The organism is Pedobacter sp. MC2016-15, from assembly GCF_026239695.1.
Classification (GTDB): domain Bacteria; phylum Bacteroidota; class Bacteroidia; order Sphingobacteriales; family Sphingobacteriaceae; genus Pedobacter.
In genome coordinates, this window is the sequence record NZ_JAPIVS010000003.1 from 437,519 (window position 1) to 461,152 (window position 23,634).

Here is a 23,634-nt window from a genome sequence, read left to right on the forward strand (position 1 = left end):
AATTGCTTTTTTTTCTAAAAAAGATTACACGATCTAATAAATAATGCTACATTTGTCGCCACGACAGGATGCTCTTAGTGTTTGTCAATGCCCGGATGGCGAAATTGGTAAACGTTGCGGTCTCAGAAGCCGTTGGAGTAAGATCCTTGAGAGTTCGAGTCTCTCTTCGGGCACGTTATTTGCGTTAAACCGTCTAACAATCAATATGTTAGACGGTTTTTTGTTTTTCGGTGTCGGTAAGCGCTTATATTCCCTGCTGATTGAGGTGGAAAGAAGCCTTGCGGATTACTGGCTTATATCGATAAAATTTAAGCCGAAAAGATCAAACGTTGATTTAATGGTGCTGCCCTCGTATGATGGTTCCTTAGTTGGTGTAATAGTAAAATCAACATTTGTTCCACTAGGCAGATAGTAATCTTGCTTAATTGTTCCGTTTACAACGTAACTATCTCCAATCTTTTTATAGGTCAGTTTTTCCTCACCATACTTTGCAGCATTCTGGATACTAGTAGAAAGAGTAACTTCTGATGGTGAAGTGAATACGAAATGTATGTATTGTTGTCGATTATCGGCATCAATTATCCATCGGGCCGCATATTCTCTTCCAACTATTGAGAATTCTGGAGTTGCTTTTTCTGAATTCTTGCTGCAGGCTACAATTGAGAAGGTTAAGATTAGTAAGATTAAGATTTGTTTTTTCATAAGTGTTATTTCTCTGATTTATAATTAAATATTATCACTTCCATCACAAAATCAGCATAATATGAACTATTCTTCGTAGTAGCGATCCAGGTTGGTGGTGCATTTTTGTAAAGTACAATAAAAACAAATGTACATACAAATTAATATCACACATATTATTAGTTAATAATAAAGATGATAGTCGTTGCAAAGCAGTCATTAGTTAAAGTAGATAATTCTCTACTTTCTATCAGCTTTAACCGATTTTACTATACTTCTGTATGTAAAGTCAAATCTTTGATTCCTGTGATCCTTTCACCTGGATATTCTCTAATTTTATAAAAACCGCAGGTTTGAGCTGTTGGTTATCACATAAAATCAATATCAAAAAATGGCAGGAATTACTTATTCAGTATTAGATTTAGCTACAGTGGTTGCTGGTAAAACCCCTGTAGATACCTTTCGCCTCAGTCTGGAGCTTGCCCAACATGCAGAAGCACTGGGTTATAAAAGATTTTGGCTCGCAGAACATCACAATATGATCAGTGTAGCAAGTTCTGCAACTTCTGTACTGATCGGATATATCGCAGGAGGAACCAAAACTATCAGGGTTGGATCCGGGGGCATTATGCTGCCCAATCACTCACCCCTGGTGATCGCGGAACAGTTTGGGACACTTGAATCACTTTATCCCGGAAGGATAGATCTGGGATTGGGCAGGGCACCGGGTACCGACCAGGTAACGGCAATGGCAATCAGAGGTAGCCGCTTTAATGCTGCTCATGATTTCCCTGAAGATGTGGCGCAACTGCAGACTTACTTCTCTGACGACAATGTGAGCAGCCAGGTACGGGCAATCCCGGGTGAGGGACTTGATATCCCGATCTGGATTTTGGGATCGAGCACAGACAGTGCAAGGCTGGCAGCAGCAAAAGGTCTTCCCTATGCTTTCGCGAGTCATTTTGCTCCGGCACAGTTCTTAACCGCTATCAATATCTATCGTCAGAATTTTAAGCCTTCAGAATTTCTGGACAAACCTTACGTGATCTCCTGTGTGAATGTTGTAGCTGCGGATACGGATGCTGAGGCAAACAGGCTGGTTACTTCATTACTTCAATTCTTTATGGGAGTGGTTACGGGTAAACGCCGGTTATTACAACCTCCGGTAGACAGCATGGAAGACATATGGACTGCCCAGGAAGCAGAAGCCGTTGGGCAGATGCTTGGCTGTTCATTTATCGGCAGTCCGGATACGATAAGGGAAGATCTGCAGTCTTTCATGGACCAGACGAAAGTGGATGAGCTCATGGTTACATCTCACATCTACGACCATCAGGCCCGGCTACACTCTTACGAGCTGTTTGCAGACGTGGTGAAGAAAGTAAATGTACCAGTACTGGACTAAACCCTAAATTAAAACTTACTAAATTTATATAGAATGGAATACAGACAATTAGGCGCATCGGGTCTTAAAGTACCAGTATTGAGTTTTGGTACTGCGACCTTTGGTGGCGGTAATGAATTTTTTAAAGCCTGGGGAGAAACCCAGCTCGATGAAGCCAAACATTTGATCAATCTTTGTCTGGATGCAGGGGTGACTTTGTTTGATACAGCCAACGTGTACTCACGTGGGGTATCAGAAGAGATCCTGGGCCAGGCGCTGGAAGGCATCCGAAACCAGGTGCTGATCTCCACTAAAGCGACGTTCAAAATGGGCGATGGACCCAATGATTATGGCTCTTCACGTTTGCAACTGATCAAACAATGTGAAGACAGTCTGAAAAGATTAAAAACCGATCATATTGATATCTACCATATGCATGGTTTCGACGGGAATACACCTGTAGAAGAAACTTTGAAATCCCTGGACAATCTGATCCAGAGTGGTAAGGTAAGATATATTGCCTGTTCAAACTTCTCTGGATGGCACCTGATGAAATCGCTCTCCACCTCTGAAAAATATGGATGGTCGAAATACATCGCCCATCAGGCTTACTACTCCTTGCTGGACAGGGAATTTGAATGGGAGCTGATGCCACTGGGTATTGATCAGCATATTGGCACCATCGTATGGAGCCCGCTGGCTTCGGGAAGATTGTCTGGTAAGTACAGGAGAAACCAGCCACGTCCGGCAGACAGCCGCGATCAGAAAGGCGGCCATCATGGTCCCGACCTGAACGAAGAACGTTTATATAACATCATTGATGCACTGGATGAGGTGGCAGAGGAAACTGGTAAATCTGTTGCACAGGTATCCATCAACTGGTTATTACAGCGGCCAACCATCTCGAATATCATCATCGGTGCAAGAAATGAAGAGCAGCTAAAGCAAAATCTGGAAGCCGTAGGCTGGAACCTGACGACAGATCAGGTGAAAAAACTGGATGCTGCAAGTGTTACAGATCCGGTGTATCCATACTGGCATCAAAGGCAGGATACCACGCTGGTTCCATTGCCAGAGTTCTACTAAACCAGAAGTCATTTTTTACAGGCAGTTTGTACCTCTACATACTGCCTGTAATATTTAAGGGTAATGCCCGTTCTAAAAAGGAAGTAGCTTACAGCCTTAAAAAGGTAGATTTTTATTCTTAAATTAGCCTGAACTAAATATAAATCTATGAAATACATTTCGATGTTATTGCTGTTTACAGCGATTTCCTTTACAGGGTTTGGACAGAATAAAGATGCTATTCTGGGAAAATGGATTAACTCTACCGGCGAAGCACATGTAGAGATTTTTAAGAAGGCTGACAAGTACAATGGTAAAATTGTATGGCTGAAGACACAGAAAGATGAAAAAGGGATTGTGAAGACGGATTTGAAGAACCCTGATCCCGCTTTGCGCAGCAGGCCTATTTTAGGAATGGAAATGCTGAGGGATTTTGTGTATGATGATGGCAAATGGACCGATGGTAAAATATATGACCCTAAATCGGGCAAGACCTATAGTTGTAATATGAATATTAAAGAAAATGGAGATTTAAATATGAGAGGATATATCGGTGTTTCATTACTTGGAAGAACTGAAGTTTGGAAAAGGGTTAAATAATGAGGATATACCTTTTATTTTTACTGCTGATTCCCCTCTCCGGGTTTGGACAAACTTATGAACTGGGATCACTGACAACAGCAGCCAATACCAGCATACGTGGCATTTCTGTGATTTCTGACAGCGTCGCCTGGGTAAGCGGAAGTAATGGTACTATTGGGCTCACTACTGACGGGGGCAAAAGATGGAAGTGGACAAAACCCAAGGGTTATGAGAAACTCGACTTCCGCGATATCGAAGCTTTTGATGAAAACCGGGCAATCATTGTCAATGCAGGGTCGCCGGCTTATATCCTGCGTACGGAGGATGGTGGTAAAAGCTGGACAGAGCACTATAAAAATGCTGATTCGGCAATATTTCTGGACGGCATGGATTTCTGGGATGAAAAAAGGGGAATTATCTTTGGTGATCCCATTAAAAGCCGGTTGCAACTCCTGGCCACCAATGACGGTGGGCTTACCTGGAAAGACGCCAGTGAGTCCCTGAAATTTCAAATGGCCGATGGCGAAGCGGGTTTTGCCGCAAGTGGCAGCACGATCAAAACTTTGGCTGGTGGTAAAGTATGGATTGCTACAGGAGGTACAAAATCCAATATTTACACTTCTGATGATTATGGCCAGAACTGGCGTAGATACGAAGTGCCGATCCTGCAGGGTAAGAACAGTACAGGTGTTTTTTCCATGGACTTCCATGATGCCAATCTGGGGATTGTAGTAGGAGGGGATTATCAGAAAGACAAAGAAAATTCCAATAATGTATTGCTAACCACAGATGGAGGGAAATCATGGGACAAACCCTCCAGGCCAGTCTTTGGCTACCGCTCGGGGGTGATCTGGTATGATGCAAAAAACTGTTTTGCCACGGGTACTTCGGGAACCGATGTTTCCAGAAATGGAGGACAAAACTGGTATCATATCTCTGATGAAAGCTTTAATGCCATCAGCAAAGCCAAGAAAGGCAGACTGATACTGCTTGCAGGTAATAAGGGATTGATCTACTCATTCAAAATACAATAAAATTAAACCGATGTCAGCGTTAAAACCAACGATTAGTATTGAATATTGCCCGAAATGCGGATGGATGCTCAGAGCAGCCTATATGGCGCAGGAGCTACTTTCGACTTTTACAGATGAAATAAATGGCGTATTGCTGCAACCAAGTGAGTTCGGCGGTTCATATATCATCCGTATTGATGGAGAAATTGTATTCGACAGAAAAGAGAAAGGGCGCTTCCCGGAGATTAAAGAGCTGAAACAGCTGGTTCGCGATGTGGTCAGTCCTGATAAGAGTCTGGGTCACTCAGATAAACCAGCATAAAAAAGAAAGGCCTCTAAGATAATTAGAGGCCTTTCTTTTTCTGTACTCAGAGCGGGAATCGAACCCGCACGACTTTTAAGGTCACAGGATTTTAAGTCCTGCGTGTCTACCAGTTCCACCATCTGAGCAGGTGTAAAACCTTATTAAAAATAAAAGCCTTCAATAAAGAAGGCTTTAGAGCGAAAGACGAGATTCGAACTCGCGACCCCGACCTTGGCAAGGTCGTGCTCTACCAACTGAGCTACTTTCGCATTGGTATGTTAGTGTTGTATCTTAACGATACAGGTATTAATGTACTCAGAGCGGGAATCGAACCCGCACGACTTTTAAGGTCACAGGATTTTAAGTCCTGCGTGTCTACCAGTTCCACCATCTGAGCAGGTGTTAACCTTTTAATTAAACGCTTCCTGGTAAGGAAAACATTTAGAGCGAAAGACGAGATTCGAACTCGCGACCCCGACCTTGGCAAGGTCGTGCTCTACCAACTGAGCTACTTTCGCATTGGTTTTATTCACATCATCCGATGTTTACCCTCTAGGCAGATGTAAATAATTGTTTACCTTCTTTCCGTTTGGGAATGCAAATATAAATACTTTTATATTACTGTCAAGTTATTTTTCATAATAAATCCGGGTTCTAGCTTAAGTTATTGGCCTTCAGTACCTCAGAAATCAAATTACTTTCAAAACCTTTTCCCATCAGGTAGCTTACCAGTTTGTATTTCTTTTTATAAGGATCTTTTTCAGAAATAAAGGGAGCTTTTTTTTCTGCTGCGGCCAGAATTACCGCCAGATAATCGTCGTAATCTATCGAATTTAAAGCCTTGATGATCATTTTCTCAGGAACCTTCTTCAGTTTTAAGCCCTGTTTGATCTTTATCTTTCCCCAGCGTTTGATGTTAAACTTCCCGGATACATAAGCCATGGCAAAACGCTCTTCATTCAGGAAATTGGTGAGAATGAGTTCTGTAATGACCTCCTCCACCTCGTCGTGGTGGAGCCCCCAGTCGTACAATTTATCACGTACTTCCTGCTGGGAACGCTCCTGGTAAGCGCAATAGCTTTCTGCTTTGGCATGCGCCGCTTTTTTATCGTAAACAGGTTTTGATTTTTCCAATGCTTATACTTTCTGTAAGCAAATATCTGCATTTACTTACTAACTTTACCAGCAACCTAGTTTTCATGATAAATGACTGAGCGCAATTATACCATTCAGCAGATCGCTGAGCAATTGAACATCGAATCTTTTCAAGTAAATTATGATACTTTTATCAGTACGCTGCTGATCGATAGCAGGAGTGTGGTGAGCCCGGAAAGTTCTTTGTTTTTTGCAATTAACGCACAGCGAAACGGCCACGAATTTATCGCAGATGCCTATGCAAACGGGATCAGGAGTTTTGTCATCAGTGACAACGCATACGCTGCGCTTTACAGCGATGCCAACTTCCTGCTGGTACCCAATGTGCAAGCCGCCCTGCAGCAACTGGCTGCTATTCACAGGAGCAAATTTAACCTTGATGTGATTGCTATTACCGGAAGTAACGGAAAAACGGTCGTTAAAGAATGGCTGTACCAGCTGCTGGCGGCAGATTATAATATCGTTCGCAGTCCCAAAAGTTTTAATTCCCAACTGGGTGTACCCTTATCTGTGTGGCAGATCAGCACAGAACATACTCTGGGTATTTTTGAGGCCGGGATCTCAAAGAAAGAGGAGATGGCAGGTCTGGCAGCAATTATTCAACCCGGAACAGGAATTTTAACCAATATCAGGGAGGCACATGCCGAGGGTTTTTCATCTCCAAAAGAAAAGCTGCTGGAGAAACTGAAGTTGTTCAAAGATGTAAAATTATTTATTTACTCTCCGGATTATACGGCGGGCATAGCCACAAGAGAACTGCCAGGGGAGCGCAGGTTTTCCTGGAGTACCACGATGAAGGCTGATCTGGAAATCCTCTTTGTAGAGCCTATCAAAGGCAGAAACTATATTCGTGCGCGTTATAAAAATGAAGAAATAGAATGCCTGATCCCTTTCAGTGACGGGGCATCAGTGGAGAATGGTATCATCTGCTGGGCAACGCTGCTCGCGATGGGATATACCCCTGAAGAGGCTGATCTGCGACTGGAAAAACTCACGGCAGTGAACATGCGCTTAACGCTTAAAAATGGGATCAATCAATGCTCTGTAATTGATGATTCCTACAGCGCAGATATATCTTCACTCGCCATAGCGCTTGATTTTCTGAGATTGCAGAATCAGCATGTCATGAAGACGCTGATTTTGTCAGACCTCTACGAAACAGGTAAATCTGATAAGGACTTGTATACAGAAATCGCGGCCCTGCTGAAACAAAAGCAGGTGAGCCGGTTAATTGGGATTGGCGAACATATCTCTGCCTATGCCGGTTTATTTGAGTTGGAGAGTTCCTTCTACCCAAATACGCAGGCTTTTATTCAGGATTTCCCTGCGATACATTTTAACAATGAAACTATCCTGGTAAAGGGCGCGCGGCTATTTGAATTTGAACGCATCAGCAAACTGCTGACACAGAAGATCCATGATACCGTGATGGAAATTGATCTCAATGCGCTGGCAAATAACCTGAGATTCTATAAATCAAAAGTTAAACCTGGCGTTAAGGTGATGGCAATGGTGAAAGCTTTTTCCTACGGCAGTGGCAGTTTCGAAATTGCCAATCTTCTGCAGTACCAAAAAGTAGATTACCTGGCGGTAGCCTACGCTGATGAAGGTATTGCGCTGCGTAAAGCAGGGATCACGATGCCGGTTATGGTGATGAGCCCTGAGCCTTCTGCGTTTGAAGCCATTGTGAAATACAAACTGGAGCCCGAACTGTATAACATGGATATTCTGACGGCCTTCATAGATTTTCTTCCGGATACGCAGTTTTCTTATCCTGTACACCTCAAGATTGATACAGGAATGCACCGGCTGGGATTTGAGGAGCTTGATCTCCCGGATCTGCTGCCAATACTAAGGCTTGAAGAAAAGATCAGAGTGATCTCTGTTTTCTCTCATCTTGCCGCCAGTGAAGATGAGAAACATGATGATTTTACTGCTTACCAGATTGAACGCCTGCTGGCGATGACTGAAAAGATCAGACCAGAACTGGGTTACGACTTTATCCGCCACATTTCAAACACCTCAGCCATCACAAGGCATCCGGAAGCACAACTGGATATGGTCAGGATCGGTATCGGTCTTTATGGTTTTGATAGCGGGCTCAATGGGAAATCAGGGCTTCAGACCGTGGCTGTGCTGAAAACTACGATTACACAGATTAAACATGTAGGCCCGCTGGAAACCGTGGGTTATGGCCGCAGGGGTATCCTTCCTGAAGGAGGTACTACTGCTACTGTAAAAATTGGTTATGCTGATGGCTACCGTCGTTCTTTTGGAAATGGAGTTGGAAAGATGCTGGTTAATGGAAAACCGGCACCTACCATAGGAGCAATTGCCATGGATATGTGTATGCTGGACATTACAGGTATAGATGCTAAAACGGGAGACGAGGTCATCGTTTTTAACAATGAGCTGACCATTGCAGATTTAGCTGAGCAGATTGGGACAATCCCTTATGAGATTTTAACAAATATTTCTCAAAGGGTTAAACGAGTGTATTTTTATGAGTAATTTTGTGCTATGAACAAGATCGGAGGGGCATTATTAAATTATTTGATCAAGGGGCTATTGATTGTTTTGCCGATCGCACTCAGTATTTATATCGTCATCTGGGCGGTTACTACAGTAGATAGCTGGCTGAATGTCAACAATATTCTTGGAGTTGATCCCAGAACAGGAGCCAGCAGAAATATCCCGGGCCTGGGACTTGCACTGGTAATAACACTGATCCTGGTAGCCGGAATTTTCGTGACCAACTTTGTCACAGAGCCGATGTACAACTGGTTTTCACGCTGGATGAACAGGCTGCCCGGGCTCAACTTTATCTACTCTTCAATCAAAGACCTTACCGAAGCGTTTGTTGGTGACGAAAAGAAATTTAACCATCCTGTACTGGTAGAAATGACCAGTGATATCAAAAGGATCGGATTTTTAACACAAAATGATCTGGCAATGATAGGTTTGCCGGGGGAGTGCGTAGTGTATTTTCCTTTCTCCTATTCTTTTGCAGGGCAGGTGTGTGTAGTGAACAGAGAGAAGGTTAAGGAGTTGAATATCAGTGCTGCCGATGCTATGAAATTGGTAGTATCGGGAGGTGTTAGTCATATCACCCCACCGATACTGTAATTCTAGAAATTTGGTTTCAGTACATACTTGTCGTAGAACCTGAAGATATGTTCTGCAGCTTCTTCAGCAGTATCTACAACTCTGAACAGGTTCAGGTCTTCTGCATGAATGTTGTGTTCTTTTTCGAGCATCGTATTTTTGATCCAGTCTACGAGTCCTCCCCAGTAATCTTTGCCTACCAGTACGATAGGGAAACGTGCAATCTTGCCGGTCTGGATCAGTGTAATCGCCTCGAATAGCTCATCCATCGTTCCCATTCCTCCGGGAAGGACGATGAAACCCTGTGAGTATTTCATAAACATGACTTTCCTGATAAAGAAATAATCAAATTCCAGGAGCTTATTGTGGTCGATATATTTGTTATGGAATTGTTCAAAAGGCAAGTCGATATTGAGTCCGACAGATTTACCTCCGTTCATGTGTGCTCCTTTATTTCCGGCTTCCATAATTCCCGGACCACCGCCAGTGATTACACCGTAACCCCGCTCAGTTAATAGTCTGCCGCATTCCACGGCAATTTCATAATACTTGTTAGTCTCTGCCGTTCTGGCTGAACCAAATATGGATACGCAGGGGCCAATTTTAGCCAGCTTCTCAAAGCCGTCTACAAACTCGGCCATTATTTTAAAGATCTGCCAGGAGTCGGTAACTTTAATCTCCTGCCAGTTTTTATTTTCAAAAGCGCTTCTTATTTTCTCTTCACTCGTCATGCTCATCGTCGTCATTTTTTGGTTTTAGAATTTGGTTTGGGTAACAGAAGTCTTTCCTGTTATCCAAAGTAAGATAAATGTAATGAGGGCATTCAAGATAATCAATTCAAAGCCTATTTCATAACCAAACCATAACAGACTGTTGCTTTTGATAAAAAATGACAGCAAAGGTGACGCTACACAGATATATGGCACCAATTGGTCTGTTACCGCCCGGTTGGTAAACATCCCGAAGGTAAATAGTCCCAGCAGGGGGCCGTAAGTATAGGTTGCTGCAATGAACATGGAATTGACAACGGAATCATCATTGATCACTTTAAATATCAGAATCACAATCACCATCAGTACGGAAAAGCCGATATGCACCATATGCCTTTTTCGTACCAGCTCAGGAGTATTCTGATCTGCCTTCTTGTCAAAATGGAGGAAATCCACACAAAATGACGTTGTTAATGCTGTTAATGCTGAATCTGTGGTAGCAAAGGTGGCTGCTGTTAAACCCAGCATAAAGATAATTCCGGGAATCACATTCAGGTGGTTGAGGGCAATTTCAGGATAGAGGTTATCTGGTGTTTTAAGAGCAGCAACATCGATCCCGTTTCTTTCGGCAAAGATGTAGAGCAATGCACCTACGCTCAGGAAAAAGATATTCATCACCACAAATACACCGGTGAAGGTAAACATGTTCTTCTGCGCTTCGCCAATTGTCTTCATACTCAGGTTTTTCTGCATCAGATCCTGATCAAGCCCTGTCATGGCAATCGTCACGAAGATCCCACCCAGGAATTGCTTCAGGAAGTGGGATTTGGTACCCATAAAATCTTCCCAGAAGAACATTTTGGAGTAGCTGCTATTTTTAACGGCCTCAAAGGTTCCTGCAACATCGAGGTCTAAGGACCTGGAGATAAATATGATTGATAAAACCACTGAAAGCAGTAGAAATACAGTTTGCAAAGTATCAGTAATGATGATGGTTTTTAATCCGCCTTTATGCGTATACAGCCAGATGAGCACCAGGCAAAGTACAATGGTTAGCCAGAAGGGTACATTCCAGGCGTCAAAGATAAAGCGCTGCAACACGATCGCCACGAGGAACAGACGTAACGAAGAGCCGATGGTCCTGGACAGCAGAAAAATCACTGCCCCGGTTTTATAACTGTGTGGCCCCAGGCGCCTTTCCAGGTACGTGTAGATGGAGATCAGGTTCATTCTGTAATACAGTGGCAACAGCACCGTTGCGATGATGATAAAGCCTACGGCATTGCCCAGCACAAACTGGAAGTAGCCAAACTCACTTTTCCCTACCGCACCGGGAACAGAAATAAAAGTGACTCCGGACAGCGCTGTGCCGATCATTCCGAAAGCTACCAGATACCATTTTGAGTTTCTGTTTGCAATAAAAAAGGAAGCGTTATCGGAGGAGTTTCTTGACGTAACATAGGCTACACCGACTAAAAGCGCAAAGTATCCTAAGAGGAAAGATAAGAGTATAGTAGGGGTCATGGTTCGTTTGGGCTGAAAGCGAATGTAAGAAAATCATATTTTAAAGACCAAAATAACAGAAGATAAATCTAAATTTGTAAAATGAACTTTTCTTCCAAGCTGCTCGAAGATGCTGTCAATGAATTTTCTAAATTACCAGGGGTAGGACAAAAAACTGCATTGCGGTTGGTATTGCACCTGCTTGGCAAGGAACAGGAAGAAGTTGACACTTTTGGCAATTCTATCATCAGGTTGAAAAGGGATATCAAACATTGTCAAGTCTGTCATAATATCTCGGATTTACCGGTTTGCAGCATCTGCTCTTCTACAAAAAGAGATAAGGAGGTGATCTGCGTGGTAGAGGATACCCGCGATGTGATGGCGATAGAAAATACGTCTCAGTATTTTGGAGCATACCACGTGCTCGGCGGACTCATCTCTCCAATGGATGGTATTGGTCCTTCAGATCTTTTTATAGACTCTCTTGTACAACGCGTTGCCACAACTCCGGTAAAGGAAATTATCCTGGCCCTGAGCGCAACTATGGAAGGGGACACCACGCTTTTCTATCTCTACAAGAGACTTAAAGATTTCCAGGTGCCCATTACCACGATTGCCCGCGGGATCGCTTTTGGTGGTGAGTTGGAATATGCAGATGAAATTACATTGGGTCGCTCTATCGTCACCCGTGTGCCTTATGTCAGTTCAATAAAAATGTAGTATGGATTTTAAGAATAAAGTAGTTGTGATCACCGGTGCTTCTTCCGGAATAGGTAAAGCATGTGCTGAGGAGTTTGCAAAAAGAGGTGCGACCGTGGTTCTTGCAGCAAGGCAGTTTGTTACCCTGTGTGAGATTACTGCTGATCTTGAAAAAAGATTCGGGATCAAAGCTCTTGCTGTGCAGACTGATGTGTCGATGGAAGAAGATTGCCGCCATCTGATCACGCAGGCGGTGCTTACCTTTGGAAAAGTGGATATGCTGATCAACAGTGCGGGTATTTCCATGCGTGCGTTGTTTAATGATCTGGATATGTCGGTTATCAGAAAGGTAATGGAAGTTAACTTTTATGGCACGGCCTACTGCACAAAATTCGCTTTGCCTGAAATCTTAAAAAGCAAGGGTGTTATCGTTGGGGTTTCCTCAGCTGCGGGATACCGCGGATTACCGGGAAGGACGGCTTATACGGCCTCGAAATTTGCTTTAAATGGCTTTATGGAGTCTCTAAGGACGGAATTGCTGCATAAAGATGTGCTGGTGATGGTAGCTTCTCCGGGATTTACTTCATCCAATATACGTGCAACAGCTTTGGACAAAGATGGCAATATGCATGGCGACACAAATATGGAAGAGGGTAAGATGATGTCTTCTGAGGAGGTTGCTGAAAGGATTGTAAATGGCATTGCCGGCCGTAAGCGCGACCTGATTATGACCGGACAGGGAAAACTGGCAGTATGGATGAATAAGCTGTTTCCTTCACTGACTGATAAACTGGTGTACAAACACTATGTAAAAGAAGGTACCCTCAAAGAATAATAATGATCAATTCAAAATGCCTGCTGATGCTCTTTGCCCTTCTCTCCCAGATCACTGTCTTAACTGCAAAGGTGAAAGTGGAGAAAAATATAAACTATACCAGTCAGAATGATGAACGCAGGCAGCTGAATGTGTATTACCAGAAAGACCTGTCAAAGCCAAAAGATGTAATCATCTTTATCCATGGAGGCTCCTGGAGCAGCGGTAAAAAGGATATTTACTGGTGGCTGGGGCGCAATCTGGCAAGAAAGGGCGTAGTAACGGTAACGATCAATTATGGACTTGCCCCTGAAAATAAGTACATGCAGATGGGCAACGACTGCGCAGAGGCAGTCAAATGGGTACAAAGCCATATTGGAGATTATGGTGGTGATCCCTCAAGGATTTTCCTGATGGGGCATTCTGCCGGTGGTCACCTTGCAGAACTGATCAATGCTGACCCTCAGTATTTCAAAAAGGCAGGGATAAAAAATCCCGTGAAGGGGCTGATCCTTGATGATCCTTTTGGCCTGGATATGAAGGAATACATGAGCACTGCAGAAAAAGATAAAAGTTATGAAGATTTCCTCAGAACGTTTACTACCGACCCGGTAACCTGGGCAGAAGCATCGCCCTTGCTTTATGTGCAAAATATAAGGAACCCGCATCTGATATTTTATGGTGCAAAGACTTATCCGGCCATACAGATTCAGTCGGCCCGGCTCCATGAGATGCTTACCGCAGAAAAAATCCCTTCAGAAATACAGGTGATCAAAGGAAAGAAACATGTAGGCATGATAGCGCAGATGGTATTCGGAACCAACAGGCTGTACGATTTTATTCTTGAATTCCTGGCATGCACATAATACTTTGCACATTTTTATCCCCTTACGAAGCACAATTATCATTAAATTGTGATATCCATTTAAATTATGGGATTAAGCTCCAAAATGTTTAGAAATGGCTTGCAAATATTAAAAAACAATTACATATTTGTTTCAATGATACTAACAAACGGACATAATAACTGGTGGTGGCACAGCGCTTAGCGTGTGTAACCCCATTCTGTACGTTTTATTTCCATATAAAAATATTTAAGAGGGTTGCTGTATAGCAACCTTTTTTGTTTTAAAACCATGAAGAAAATACTGAACCACTTATTTGAAAACAAATCTTTTACCAGGTCTGAATCCCAGAGAATACTGACCTCCATCGCCAATGGTGAATTTAATACTTCGCAGATTGCAGCTTTTATCACTGCTGTAGGAATGCGCAATATTACTGTTGCCGAACTGCAGGGCTTCCGCGATGCGATGCTGGACCTTTGTATCAAGGTGAACCTCTCTGACTATGAACTGATCGACCTTTGCGGAACCGGAGGTGATGGAAAGGATACTTTTAACATTTCTACCCTGGCTTCATTTGTAGTCGCTGGTGCGGGATATCATGTGGCCAAACATGGTAACTATGGTGTATCTTCCGGTTGTGGCTCTTCCAATGTAATGGAATACCTGGGCTACAAGTTTACAGCTGATCAGGATGAACTCAAAAGGAGTCTTGACAGAGCTGGTATCTGTTTCATCCATGCTCCGCTGTTTAATCCGGCAATGAAAATAGTGGCGCCGATCAGGAAGGACCTTGGTGTTAAAACGTTTTTCAATATGCTGGGTCCGATGGCGAATCCTGCAGAGCCTAAAAATCAGATTGTAGGTGTTTTTAGTCTTGAACTGGCCAGGCTATATGCGTATTTATACCAGGAAACAGATAAGAACTATACGATTATCCATGCTGTGGATGGCTTTGATGAGATTTCTCTTACCTGTGATGTGAAAACGTTCAGTAAAAACGGAGAAGCATTGCTTACAGTCAGTGATCTCGGTTTTGAAGCTATCGATGTCAGCGAAATTGCCGGGGGCGACACAGTGGAGTCTTCAGCTGATATATTTATGCATGTGCTCGAAGGTACCGGGACGGATTCTCAGAATAATGTGGTGTTGTGTAATGCCGCAATGGCCATCCGGACGATTAAACCGGAGCAGTCTTTTGCGGACTGTTACTACGAAGCAGAAAGTTCTCTGGTTGGTGGTGCCGCACTGAAAAGCTTTAAAAGTTTGATCGGATGAGAGCAAAATTAAAGATCTGCGGCATGCGCGATCCTGACAATATCCTGGCAGTTGCTGCTTTGCAGCCAGATTACATGGGTTTTCTGATGTATCCGGGATCAAAGAGATTCATAGGAGATCTGGAACCGGCGATCGTTACAGGGCTTTCCGGGAACATCAAAACAACAGGCGTCTTTGTGGATGCGACACTTGAAGACGTATTGCTGGCAATTGAAAAGTATCAGCTGAAAGCGGTACAGTTACATGGAAATGAAAGCCCGGGATATTGTACCGAACTGCGGGGGAAAGCCGAAGTGATCAAGGCTTTTGGGATCAGTGAGACATTTGATTTCAGTGTTCTTAAAGCTTATGAAAACGTTGTGGATTATTTTTTGTTTGATACACAAACCCCGGAACACGGTGGTTCCGGCAAGGGCTTTAACTGGAAGCTGCTTGAAGGCTATCAATTGCAGAAGCCTTATTTTCTGAGCGGTGGAATTGGTTTAGAGAATGTTCCGCAATTGCAGGAGATCAGCGACGACCGTTTTTATGCAATTGACGTCAACAGCAGGTTTGAGACAGCCCCGGCGATGAAGAACATTGAAATGCTTACCGAATTTAAAAAATTATTAAGTTGCTCATAGCTATGGCAGCGGATTAAATGATATCATTATGAACTATTTTGTAAACGAAAAAGGCTACTACGGAGATTTTGGGGGCGCTTACATCCCTGAAATGCTTTATCCGAATGTTGAAGAACTGAGACAAAACTATCTCAACATTATCAATGATGCAGATTTTCAAAAGGAATTTCGTGCCCTGCTGAAAGATTATGTCGGCCGCCCTTCACCGCTTTACCTTGCAAAGCGCTTATCAAAAAAATATAATGCCAATATCTTCCTGAAAAGGGAAGACCTTAACCATACCGGTGCCCATAAGATCAATAATACTATCGGACAGATTTTGCTGGCTGAGAAATTGGGCAAGAAGAGAATTATCGCAGAAACGGGTGCGGGGCAACATGGTGTGGCTACAGCTACAGTATGTGCACTGCGCGGACTGGAGTGTGTAATTTATATGGGAGAGGTGGATATCAAACGCCAGGCACCAAATGTTGCAAGGATGAAAATGCTGGGTGCCACGGTGATTTCTGCGGTCTCTGGAAGCAAGACGCTGAAGGATGCGACAAATGAGGCCATGCGCGACTGGATCAACAATCCGGTAGATACACATTATATCATTGGTTCAGTGGTTGGTCCACATCCATACCCTGATATGGTTGCTATTTTTCAGTCGGTAATCTCCGAAGAAACAAAAAAGCAGCTGCTGGAACAAACCGGCAGCGATCAGCCTGATTACGTACTGGCCTGCGTTGGCGGTGGTAGTAATGCAATGGGGATGTTTTATCACTTTATCGAAGATGAAAAGGTGAAGCTGATAGCCATTGAAGCCGCAGGTAAAGGGGTGAGCAGTGGTTTTTCTGCTGCAACAACATACCTGGGCAAGGAAGGTGTTTTACACGGAAGCAGAAGTATCCTGATGCAGACCGCGGATGGTCAGGTGGTAGAACCTCATTCGGTTTCTGCCGGACTGGATTACCCTGGTATTGGCCCACAGCATGCACATTTGTTCAAAACGACCAGAGCGGAATATGTTTCGATCACAGATGAAGAATCTCTGGACGCGGGCCTGTTGCTTACCAAACTTGAAGGCATCATTCCTGCCATTGAGAGTGCTCATGCACTCGCACATCTGGAGAAAATGAAATTTACAGGAAACGAGAATGTAGTAGTTTGCCTGTCGGGAAGGGGAGATAAGGATATGGAAACATACATGAACCATTTCGGACTTTAAGAGGGGCAACTTTATTATACTAACATCAAATGAACAGAATTAACCAGTTATTTAAAGAGAAAAAAAATAATATACTTTCCATCTACTATACTGCAGGTTATCCTGGTTTAGGGGATACCATTGCCATTGCCGAAGCTTTGCAGGAAGCAGGTGCAGATATGCTGGAAATAGGTTTCCCTTACTCAGACCCTGTTGCTGATGGTCCTGTCATTCAGGCCAGCAGTAAGCAGTCGCTTGACAGCGGGATGGACCTCAATCTTTTATTCGAACAGCTGAAGGACCTGCGTAAGAAGGTAAGTATTCCTGTCTTACTGATGGGATATGTAAATCCTGTATTGCAGTATGGAGTTGAAAATTTCTGTAAAGCATGTGTGGAAGTAGGCGTTGACGGCTGTATTGTACCAGATCTGCCAATGTACGAGTATGAAGAGTTATATAAAGATGTGTTTTTGGATAACGATCTTTGTAATATATTTCTCGTGACGCCACAAACTTCTGAAGAGCGTATCAGGAAAATAGATGCCCTGAGCAATGGATTCATTTACCTGCTTTCCTCTTCGGCTACTACGGGTAAAAACTTGGATGTTTCGGATGCTACGACAACCTATTTTTCCAGGATTGCCGCTATGGAGCTGAGTAATCCTACGATGATCGGTTTTGGGATCAGCAGTAAGGAAACTTTTGATAAGGCCTGTAAATATGCCAATGGAGGAATCATCGGTACTGCCTTTGTAAAGGCGATTGCTGAGGGCAATCTTAAGGAGAGCATTGATGGGTTTATGAAAAACTTCAGATAATTGATGGGAAAAATTAAATAGCCTGATAACGGCTGCATTAGTTTGCTACGCAAAAGAACGTCAAGCCGTTATCAGGCTATTTTCATTTTTTCTAGAGGTAATTCTCCAGTATACCCTTTCCTTCACGGATAATCTCAAAGTCGCCCATGGTGCAGTCTACTACGGTTGAAGGCTCGTTTCCTCCATAACCGCCGTCAATTACAAGGTCTACAAGATCTTCGTATTTCTCATGGATCAGCTCCGGATCTGTTGAATATTCTATCAGTTCGTCATCATCCTTGATGGAGGTAGACAAGATCGGATTTCCCAAAGCTTTTACAATTTCGCGTGCAATGTCATTATCGGGTACCCTGATGCCGACGGTTTTCTTGTTGGAGCTGAGCAGCTTCGGAACGTTGTTGTTTGCGTTAAAGATAAAGGTAAATGGCCCGGGTAATGCCTTTTTCAAGAGGCGGAACACAGTGGTATCGATCGGTTTTACAAAATCTGAAATATGGCTCAGGTCTGAACAGATAAAAGAGAAATTTGCTTTTTCAGGTTTGATTCCCCTGATCTGGCAAATCTTTTCTATAGCCCTTTGATTGGTAATATCGCATCCTAATCCGTAAACGGTATCTGTAGGATAAATGATAATTCCTCCTTTTTTAAGTACCTCGACTACCTGTTCGATGGCCTTGGGATTAGGATTCTCCGGATATATTTTGATAAGCATGTGCAAATTTACTAAAAAACTATCGTGTATTCTTCCGGGATGGCAAGACATAAAAAAAGCTCCCCGGAGAGGGAGCTTTTTTTATATTCTGTATTTTAGAATTCAGCATTTTTAGGGTAGCGCGGAAATGCGATTACATCTCTGATATTGGTCATACCAGTTACGAAAAGCACCAGTCGCTCGAAACCCAGTCCGAAGCCCGCATGTGGCGCAGAACCGAATTTCCTGGTATCAAGGTACCACCACAGTTCTTCCTGCGGGATGTTCAGCTCTTGCATACGCTGCGTCAGTTTATCCAGACGTTCCTCACGCTGAGAACCACCGATCATTTCACCTATACCAGGGAAAAGGATGTCCATGGCAGCAACGGTTTTCCTTCCTTCAGCATCAGGTTCATTCTGGCGCATGTAGAAAGATTTGATATCTGCGGGATAATCCGTTAAGATTACCGGTTTCTTAAAATGCTTCTCTACCAGGAAACGCTCATGCTCAGATTGCAGATCCGCTCCCCATTCATTAATGAGGTATTTGAATTGCTTTTTCTGATTTGGTTTTGATGACCTTAATATCGCGATCGCTTCAGTATAAGTAAGACGCTGGAATTCATTGTTAAGGCAGAAATTCAACTTTTCTATTAATGAAAGCTCTGAACGTTCGTTCTGAGGTTTTGTTTTTTCATCTTCCAGCAGGCGGCTGTTTAAAAATTCTATCTCTTCTTTACAGTTCTCCAGGGCATAGCTGATTACATATTTCATCATGTCCTCAGCCAGTTGCATATTGTCCTCCAGGTCTGCAAAAGCAACCTCAGGTTCAATCATCCAGAATTCTGCAAGGTGACGCGTAGTGTTGGAGTTCTCTGCACGGAAGGTAGGACCGAAGGTGTAAATCTGTCCGAATGCCATTGCTGCGAGTTCACCTTCCAGCTGTCCTGAAACAGTGAGGTTTGTAGCACGACCAAAAAAGTCTTCAGAGAAGTCTATCTTCCCATCTTCAGTTCTTGGCGTGTTATCGAAATCCAGTGTCGTTACCTTAAACATCTCGCCGGCGCCTTCAGCATCAGAAGCTGTAATCACTGGAGTGTGCATGTATACAAAACCTCTTTCATTGTAAAATTGGTGTATAGCAAATGAAAGCGCATGGCGCACTTTAAAAACGGCATTAAAGGTATTGGTGCGGAAACGCAGGTGTGCAATCTCCCTGAGGAATTCCAGGCTGTGTTTCTTTGGTTGTAAAGGGAATTTTTCCGGATCACTATCGCCAAGGATTTCTATCGTGGTGGCTTTCACCTCTACTTTTTGTCCTTTACCCAGAGATTCAATAAGTGTGCCTGTAACAGCGATTGCAGCTCCGGTAGTAATTCTTTTTAATAAATCTTCTGCAGTATTTGCAAAATCCACCACGATCTGGATATTACCCATACATGATCCATCATTGATGGCAATAAACTGATTGTTGCGGAAGGTTCTTACCCAACCCATTACGGTTACATCTCTGTTAAAATCCGTTGTTTCTAACAGGCTTTTTACTTTTTCTCTTTTAATCATGATTTTCTTGTGGAGCGCTCAAAAATAAGGATTTCCATTTAGAAATTATACTGAGATCGCGGGGAAGTTTCATGTCTGTATTATTTAGTTAAAATTGGTAATTGGAATGAATTATAGAAGATTTTTTTAAAAATTGCAGGTGTTTGTCGTTTTATTAATGATAATTCGGTATTATTTTTATAATTAACGCAGCTTTTATGGTTGTTTTGCTAATTTATATGGAACATTTTGGTGATTTTAATTAGATAAAACTATTGATATGTGTTATTTATCTATATAAATAGATGTTTTGTTGTTGTATTTTGATTTTTATGATGAAAAAAACAAAATATATGTTGCATTTGTTTAGAAAAGTCGTATGTTTGTATTGCTCGTTTAATTTATATTTGGTTTAAAAAATCCTCCGACTGAAAAGTTGGAGGATTTTTTTGTTTACAGGGAATTTTTACAAAATGTAATGGCAAAAAAAAATGCCAATTGAATGAACAACTGGCATTGTATAATATAATAGGTATTATGCCTTAGTCAGGAACTAAGCTAAAACTTCAGTAACCAGGGCAGCTGCATCTTTCAATGCGATTGCAGAGTATACTTTAAGTCCTGATTCATCAATTAATTTTTTAGCTTCTTCAGCATTTGTACCTTGTAAACGGCAGATAATTGGAACAGGGATATCACCAATTTCATTGTAAGCATCAATTACACCTTGTGCAACACGGTCACAACGAACGATACCACCAAAAATGTTAATCAGGATAGCTTTAACATTCGGATCTTTAAGGATAATGTTAAAACCAGCTTTAACCGTTTGTGCATTTGCAGTACCACCTACATCAAGGAAGTTAGCAGGCTCACCACCGGCAATTTTAATGATATCCATTGTAGCCATTGCTAAACCAGCACCATTAACCATACAGCCAACGTTTCCGTCAAGCTTTACATAGTTAAGGTTAGATTCACTTGCTTCAACATCTGTAGGATCTTCTTCCAGTTTATCACGCATTGCTGCATAATCAGCATGACGGAATAAAGCATTTTCATCTAAATCAACTTTAGCATCAACAGCAATGATTTTATCGTCTGAAGTTTTCAAAACAGGGTTGATTTCAAACATGGCAGAATCAGTGTTGTCATAAGCTTTGTATAAAGCGGTAACAAATTTCACCATTTCTTTGAATGCAGCGCCGCTTAAACCAAGGTTGAAAGCGATTTTACGCGCCTGGAAACCTTGAAGACCAACTTTAGGGTCAACTTCTTCTTTAAAAATCAAATGAGGAGTATGCTCAGCTACTTCTTCGATATCCATACCGCCTTCAGTAGAATACATAATGATGTTTCTTCCTGCAGCGCGGTTTAATAAAACGCTCACATAGAATTCTTTTGTTTCAGAAGCACCTGGATAGTAAACATCCTGGGCTACCAGAATTTTATTTACTTTTTTACCTTCAGCTCCGGTTTGAGGAGTAACCAGTTGCATACCTAAAATGTCGGTAGCTCTTTGTTTAACCTCGTCCAGGTTTTTGGCTAATTTAACACCACCACCTTTTCCCCGGCCACCGGCATGGATTTGTGCTTTAATCACTACCCAGTCAGAGTTATAGTCTGCTTTCATCTTTTTAGCAGCTTCAACAGCCTGCTCAACAGTTTCGGCTACTATGCCCTCTTGTACGGCAACACCAAAACTTTTAAGTATTTCTTTACCTTGATATTCGTGTATATTCATTAGCTGAAAAATTTGATCCAAATCTACAATTTCAGATTGGTTTTAAAAACTTATTCTGGCTTTTATCCCGCATTAAAAGGTGTAATATTAACGTTATCTACATTTAATCTCAACTTTTTGTAAGTTTGCTAGATGCTAAAAGCCACAGGTATTAAAAAAGCTTACGGGAATCTTCCCATCCTCAAAGGTGTAGATTTTGAGGTCAGTAAGGGAGAGATTGTAAGTATCATAGGCGCTTCCGGTGCCGGCAAGAGTACGCTATTGCATATCCTGGGCACGCTGGATAAGCCTGATGAGGGTACTGTGGAATTGAACGGCACCAAAGTAAATAAGTTGTCAGGCGGACTGCTGAGTATTTTCAGAAATGAAAATATCGGTTTTGTATTTCAGTTTCATCACCTTCTTCCCGAGTTTACAGCCCTGGAAAATATTTGCATACCAGCTTTTATTGCTAAAAAAAGCAAAAAACATGCAGAGACACGTGCACTCGAACTGATGGATCTGCTCGGTTTAAAAGACCGTTCGTCACATAAGCCCAATGAACTTTCCGGAGGGGAACAGCAGCGTATTGCCGTGGCAAGGGCACTCATCAATGAACCCTCTATTATTCTGGCAGATGAGCCCTCTGGTAACCTCGATTCTGCGAACGCACAATCGTTGCACCAGTTTTTTATCACACTGCGGGATAATTTTAAGCAGACTTTTGTAATCGTTACCCATAATGAAGACCTTGCCGAAATCAGCGACAGGGTAGTTACCATGAAAGATGGTCTAATCGTATAAAATTTGAAGACACTAATCACCGGGGGGAAATCTTCCCAGGCACTAAAATTATTAAAAGCATTCAGCGGAGATCAGGTTCTGCTGGCCGATTACGGCGAAGCGCCTTCATTCTCATCCGCGCAATACCAGTTTGTAAGTCTTGGTGAAAGAAATGAAGAAATCACAGCCCACAATTTGCTCAGCGCATGCCTGGATCAGAATGCAGAGCGTCTTTTGCCACTTCATGCTTTTGAGCTGGAGGCGGTAGTAAAATCGGCGGTCCTTTTTGAAGAATTTAATATTCATGTGCTTTTGCCGGACCTGCTTACCTTCGGGAAGTATCCGTTAACAGGCGCTGCTAATATGCAGAACTGGGCGGTATACGATAGGGGTGAACTGATTTATACTTCAGCGCCTGCCATCGCACATGATCATGCCGGAGAATTGAACGGCGTATTCTATATTGAAGAAACACCTGAAGGTCTAAAATATACCCTATTTACAATTTCATAATGGTTGCTGAGAATTATATAAAGGAGAACAAGGGCTTTGTTTTTGAACTGGATGACGTACTTTATCCGGCCAAGGATTACTGGTTGCAGGTTTATTATCTGTTTGCACAGTTCATAGAATACGGCGAACAGGTTGAGGCCTCCGGAATCATTCATTTTATGGAAGAAACTTACCGCGAGGAAGGTCGGGCAGGCATCTTTGAAAAAACTGCTGCACGATTTAATTTGCCAGAGAAATATCATATTAATTTTGATTTGCTGCAGCAAAATGCGCGGCTGCCATTAAAACTATTGCTTTTTGCACAAGTACTTGATTTCCTTAAAGCTGTACAGGAAGCAGGTAAACCGATCTTCTTACTGCTGGATGGAAAGCCTGAAGAACAGCTCAATAAAATCAGGCAAATGGAATGGAACGGTCTTGAAAGGTATTTAAAGGTCTATTTTCTTAACGAAATGGAAAACGGATACGAAGGAGCAATTGATAGGATCTGTATAGAGAATGAGCTGGATAGTGATGAAATACTCATTGTAGGCGGTACGAAAGCAGGTGCCGATTTAGCATATTTTAACACTTTGAGGTTTGTTTCTGTAGACAATCTTTCTGTAACTTAAT

Annotated in this window: 24 protein-coding genes and 5 tRNA genes; 18 read left to right on the forward strand and 11 right to left on the reverse strand. The window is 42.6% G+C overall.

The window, feature by feature from the left end:
* Positions 1–89 precede the first annotated feature (89 nt).
* Positions 90–173: transfer RNA gene (locus tag OQY15_RS10815), tRNA-Leu, on the forward strand.
* Positions 174–285: 112 nt separating this feature from the next.
* On the opposite strand, the gene OQY15_RS10820 is transcribed toward OQY15_RS10815, so the two are convergent.
* Positions 286–702: a hypothetical protein gene (locus tag OQY15_RS10820; protein ID WP_265791437.1), complete on the reverse strand. Its 417-nt coding sequence runs from the start codon at positions 700–702 to the stop codon at positions 286–288.
* A 370-nt stretch (positions 703–1,072) separates the two neighbouring features.
* On the opposite strand from OQY15_RS10820, the gene OQY15_RS10825 reads away from it, so the two are divergent.
* The 5 genes from OQY15_RS10825 (at position 1,073) to OQY15_RS10845 (ending at position 5,047) form a co-directional block, all read left to right on the forward strand.
* Positions 1,073–2,086: an LLM class flavin-dependent oxidoreductase gene (locus tag OQY15_RS10825; RefSeq protein WP_265791438.1), complete on the forward strand. Its 1,014-nt coding sequence runs from the start codon at positions 1,073–1,075 to the stop codon at positions 2,084–2,086.
* Positions 2,087–2,119: 33 nt separating this feature from the next.
* Complete coding sequence (locus OQY15_RS10830) at positions 2,120–3,151, forward strand: aldo/keto reductase (RefSeq protein ID WP_265791439.1); 1,032 nt, start codon at positions 2,120–2,122, stop codon at positions 3,149–3,151.
* A 147-nt stretch (positions 3,152–3,298) separates the two neighbouring features.
* A complete protein-coding gene (locus OQY15_RS10835) occupies positions 3,299–3,730 on the forward strand; it encodes a DUF2147 domain-containing protein (RefSeq protein ID WP_265791440.1) in 432 nt (143 codons plus the stop codon).
* The gene (locus OQY15_RS10840) at positions 3,730–4,746 is read left to right on the forward strand and encodes a YCF48-related protein (protein WP_265791441.1); all 1,017 of its coding nucleotides are present in this window, start codon (positions 3,730–3,732) and stop codon (positions 4,744–4,746) included. Before OQY15_RS10835 ends, OQY15_RS10840 begins: the two co-directional genes overlap by 1 nt.
* A gap of 10 nt (positions 4,747–4,756) precedes the next feature.
* Complete coding sequence (locus OQY15_RS10845; protein ID WP_265791443.1) at positions 4,757–5,047, forward strand: SelT/SelW/SelH family protein; 291 nt, start codon at positions 4,757–4,759, stop codon at positions 5,045–5,047.
* Positions 5,048–5,090: 43 nt separating this feature from the next.
* Here OQY15_RS10845 and OQY15_RS10850 read toward each other — a convergent pair.
* The 5 genes from OQY15_RS10850 to OQY15_RS10870 all read right to left on the reverse strand — a co-directional run bounded on the left by OQY15_RS10850 (position 5,091) and on the right by OQY15_RS10870 (position 6,163).
* Positions 5,091–5,175: transfer RNA gene (locus OQY15_RS10850), tRNA-Leu, on the reverse strand.
* Positions 5,176–5,225: 50 nt separating this feature from the next.
* A tRNA-Gly gene (locus OQY15_RS10855) sits at positions 5,226–5,298 on the reverse strand.
* 43 nt (positions 5,299–5,341) lie between these two features.
* Positions 5,342–5,426, reverse strand: a tRNA-Leu gene (locus OQY15_RS10860).
* A gap of 48 nt (positions 5,427–5,474) precedes the next feature.
* Positions 5,475–5,547 (reverse strand) — tRNA-Gly (locus tag OQY15_RS10865).
* Positions 5,548–5,683: 136 nt separating this feature from the next.
* On the reverse strand, positions 5,684–6,163 hold the full coding sequence (locus OQY15_RS10870) for a regulatory protein RecX (protein WP_265791445.1): 480 nt from the start codon (positions 6,161–6,163) through the stop codon (positions 5,684–5,686).
* 72 nt (positions 6,164–6,235) lie between these two features.
* Here OQY15_RS10870 and OQY15_RS10875 point away from each other — a divergent pair, with 72 nt between their 5' ends.
* Positions 6,236–8,695 (forward strand): bifunctional UDP-N-acetylmuramoyl-tripeptide:D-alanyl-D-alanine ligase/alanine racemase, encoded by a 2,460-nt coding sequence (locus OQY15_RS10875; RefSeq protein ID WP_265791447.1) that lies wholly within the window; start codon positions 6,236–6,238, stop codon positions 8,693–8,695.
* 9 nt (positions 8,696–8,704) lie between these two features.
* Positions 8,705–9,310 (forward strand): DUF502 domain-containing protein, encoded by a 606-nt coding sequence (locus OQY15_RS10880; protein ID WP_265791449.1) that lies wholly within the window; start codon positions 8,705–8,707, stop codon positions 9,308–9,310.
* A 2-nt stretch (positions 9,311–9,312) separates the two neighbouring features.
* On the opposite strand, the gene OQY15_RS10885 is transcribed toward OQY15_RS10880, so the two are convergent.
* Both OQY15_RS10885 and OQY15_RS10890 read right to left on the reverse strand, forming a co-directional pair.
* A complete protein-coding gene (locus OQY15_RS10885) occupies positions 9,313–10,020 on the reverse strand; it encodes a TIGR00730 family Rossman fold protein (RefSeq protein WP_265792117.1) in 708 nt (235 codons plus the stop codon).
* 24 nt (positions 10,021–10,044) lie between these two features.
* Positions 10,045–11,523: a sodium:solute symporter gene (locus OQY15_RS10890; protein WP_265791451.1), complete on the reverse strand. Its 1,479-nt coding sequence runs from the start codon at positions 11,521–11,523 to the stop codon at positions 10,045–10,047.
* Positions 11,524–11,604: 81 nt separating this feature from the next.
* Between OQY15_RS10890 and recR the strand changes: the two genes are divergently transcribed.
* The 7 genes from recR (at position 11,605) to trpA (ending at position 17,768) form a co-directional block, all read left to right on the forward strand.
* Positions 11,605–12,222, forward strand: coding sequence for a recombination mediator RecR (gene recR, locus OQY15_RS10895; protein WP_265791453.1), 618 nt, complete (start codon positions 11,605–11,607; stop codon positions 12,220–12,222).
* A gap of 1 nt (position 12,223) precedes the next feature.
* Positions 12,224–13,036 (forward strand): SDR family oxidoreductase, encoded by an 813-nt coding sequence (locus OQY15_RS10900; protein ID WP_265791455.1) that lies wholly within the window; start codon positions 12,224–12,226, stop codon positions 13,034–13,036.
* 2 nt (positions 13,037–13,038) lie between these two features.
* Positions 13,039–13,881, forward strand: a complete 843-nt coding sequence (locus OQY15_RS10905) for an alpha/beta hydrolase (protein ID WP_265791457.1) — start codon at positions 13,039–13,041, stop codon at positions 13,879–13,881.
* A 270-nt stretch (positions 13,882–14,151) separates the two neighbouring features.
* Positions 14,152–15,138, forward strand: a complete 987-nt coding sequence (trpD, locus tag OQY15_RS10910) for an anthranilate phosphoribosyltransferase (RefSeq protein ID WP_265791459.1) — start codon at positions 14,152–14,154, stop codon at positions 15,136–15,138.
* Entirely contained in the window at positions 15,135–15,761 is a 627-nt protein-coding gene (locus OQY15_RS10915; RefSeq protein WP_265791461.1) for a phosphoribosylanthranilate isomerase, read from the forward strand. The genes trpD and OQY15_RS10915 overlap by 4 nt, the downstream gene beginning before the upstream one ends.
* A 28-nt stretch (positions 15,762–15,789) precedes the next feature.
* A complete protein-coding gene (gene trpB, locus OQY15_RS10920) occupies positions 15,790–16,971 on the forward strand; it encodes a tryptophan synthase subunit beta (protein ID WP_265791464.1) in 1,182 nt (393 codons plus the stop codon).
* A gap of 29 nt (positions 16,972–17,000) precedes the next feature.
* A complete protein-coding gene (gene trpA / locus OQY15_RS10925; RefSeq protein ID WP_265791466.1) occupies positions 17,001–17,768 on the forward strand; it encodes a tryptophan synthase subunit alpha in 768 nt (255 codons plus the stop codon).
* Positions 17,769–17,859: 91 nt separating this feature from the next.
* On the opposite strand, the gene OQY15_RS10930 is transcribed toward trpA, so the two are convergent.
* From OQY15_RS10930 to sucC, 3 genes are all read right to left on the reverse strand, one after another.
* Positions 17,860–18,480, reverse strand: coding sequence for an L-threonylcarbamoyladenylate synthase (locus OQY15_RS10930; RefSeq protein ID WP_265791469.1), 621 nt, complete (start codon positions 18,478–18,480; stop codon positions 17,860–17,862).
* Between the two features lie 95 nt (positions 18,481–18,575).
* Positions 18,576–20,024 carry an asparagine--tRNA ligase gene (gene asnS, locus OQY15_RS10935; protein ID WP_265791471.1) on the reverse strand — a complete coding sequence of 483 codons (1,449 nt, stop codon included), beginning with the start codon at positions 20,022–20,024 and terminating at the stop codon, positions 18,576–18,578.
* A gap of 532 nt (positions 20,025–20,556) precedes the next feature.
* Positions 20,557–21,747: an ADP-forming succinate--CoA ligase subunit beta gene (gene sucC / locus OQY15_RS10940; protein ID WP_265791473.1), complete on the reverse strand. Its 1,191-nt coding sequence runs from the start codon at positions 21,745–21,747 to the stop codon at positions 20,557–20,559.
* 132 nt (positions 21,748–21,879) lie between these two features.
* Here sucC and OQY15_RS10945 point away from each other — a divergent pair, with 132 nt between their 5' ends.
* The 3 genes from OQY15_RS10945 to OQY15_RS10955 are packed head-to-tail and all read left to right on the forward strand — an operon-like array spanning position 21,880 to position 23,633.
* Positions 21,880–22,530: an ABC transporter ATP-binding protein gene (locus tag OQY15_RS10945; protein ID WP_265791475.1), complete on the forward strand. Its 651-nt coding sequence runs from the start codon at positions 21,880–21,882 to the stop codon at positions 22,528–22,530.
* Positions 22,531–22,533: 3 nt separating this feature from the next.
* Positions 22,534–23,022, forward strand: coding sequence for a hypothetical protein (locus tag OQY15_RS10950; RefSeq protein ID WP_265791477.1), 489 nt, complete (start codon positions 22,534–22,536; stop codon positions 23,020–23,022).
* A complete protein-coding gene (locus tag OQY15_RS10955; RefSeq protein WP_265791479.1) occupies positions 23,022–23,633 on the forward strand; it encodes a haloacid dehalogenase in 612 nt (203 codons plus the stop codon). Before OQY15_RS10950 ends, OQY15_RS10955 begins: the two co-directional genes overlap by 1 nt.
* The last annotated feature ends 1 nt before the right edge of the window (position 23,634 follow it).

Coding starts and splice junctions, on each gene's coding strand:
- OQY15_RS10915 (WP_265791461.1), top strand. CDS start 15,135: ATGAGAGCAAAATTAAAGATCTGCGGCATGCGCGATCCTGACAATATC.
- OQY15_RS10845 (WP_265791443.1), top strand. CDS start 4,757: ATGTCAGCGTTAAAACCAACGATTAGTATTGAATATTGCCCGAAATGC.
- asnS (WP_265791471.1), bottom strand. CDS start 20,024: ATGATTAAAAGAGAAAAAGTAAAAAGCCTGTTAGAAACAACGGATTTT.
- OQY15_RS10930 (WP_265791469.1), bottom strand. CDS start 18,480: ATGCTTATCAAAATATATCCGGAGAATCCTAATCCCAAGGCCATCGAA.
- OQY15_RS10835 (WP_265791440.1), top strand. CDS start 3,299: ATGAAATACATTTCGATGTTATTGCTGTTTACAGCGATTTCCTTTACA.
- OQY15_RS10880 (WP_265791449.1), top strand. CDS start 8,705: ATGAACAAGATCGGAGGGGCATTATTAAATTATTTGATCAAGGGGCTA.
- OQY15_RS10820 (WP_265791437.1), bottom strand. CDS start 702: ATGAAAAAACAAATCTTAATCTTACTAATCTTAACCTTCTCAATTGTA.
- OQY15_RS10885 (WP_265792117.1), bottom strand. CDS start 10,020: ATGACGAGTGAAGAGAAAATAAGAAGCGCTTTTGAAAATAAAAACTGG.
- trpA (WP_265791466.1), top strand. CDS start 17,001: ATGAACAGAATTAACCAGTTATTTAAAGAGAAAAAAAATAATATACTT.
- OQY15_RS10875 (WP_265791447.1), top strand. CDS start 6,236: ATGACTGAGCGCAATTATACCATTCAGCAGATCGCTGAGCAATTGAAC.
- trpB (WP_265791464.1), top strand. CDS start 15,790: ATGAACTATTTTGTAAACGAAAAAGGCTACTACGGAGATTTTGGGGGC.
- sucC (WP_265791473.1), bottom strand. CDS start 21,747: ATGAATATACACGAATATCAAGGTAAAGAAATACTTAAAAGTTTTGGT.
- trpD (WP_265791459.1), top strand. CDS start 14,152: ATGAAGAAAATACTGAACCACTTATTTGAAAACAAATCTTTTACCAGG.
- OQY15_RS10945 (WP_265791475.1), top strand. CDS start 21,880: ATGCTAAAAGCCACAGGTATTAAAAAAGCTTACGGGAATCTTCCCATC.
- OQY15_RS10905 (WP_265791457.1), top strand. CDS start 13,039: ATGATCAATTCAAAATGCCTGCTGATGCTCTTTGCCCTTCTCTCCCAG.
- OQY15_RS10955 (WP_265791479.1), top strand. CDS start 23,022: ATGGTTGCTGAGAATTATATAAAGGAGAACAAGGGCTTTGTTTTTGAA.
- OQY15_RS10900 (WP_265791455.1), top strand. CDS start 12,224: ATGGATTTTAAGAATAAAGTAGTTGTGATCACCGGTGCTTCTTCCGGA.
- OQY15_RS10830 (WP_265791439.1), top strand. CDS start 2,120: ATGGAATACAGACAATTAGGCGCATCGGGTCTTAAAGTACCAGTATTG.
- OQY15_RS10890 (WP_265791451.1), bottom strand. CDS start 11,523: ATGACCCCTACTATACTCTTATCTTTCCTCTTAGGATACTTTGCGCTT.
- OQY15_RS10840 (WP_265791441.1), top strand. CDS start 3,730: ATGAGGATATACCTTTTATTTTTACTGCTGATTCCCCTCTCCGGGTTT.
- OQY15_RS10825 (WP_265791438.1), top strand. CDS start 1,073: ATGGCAGGAATTACTTATTCAGTATTAGATTTAGCTACAGTGGTTGCT.
- recR (WP_265791453.1), top strand. CDS start 11,605: ATGAACTTTTCTTCCAAGCTGCTCGAAGATGCTGTCAATGAATTTTCT.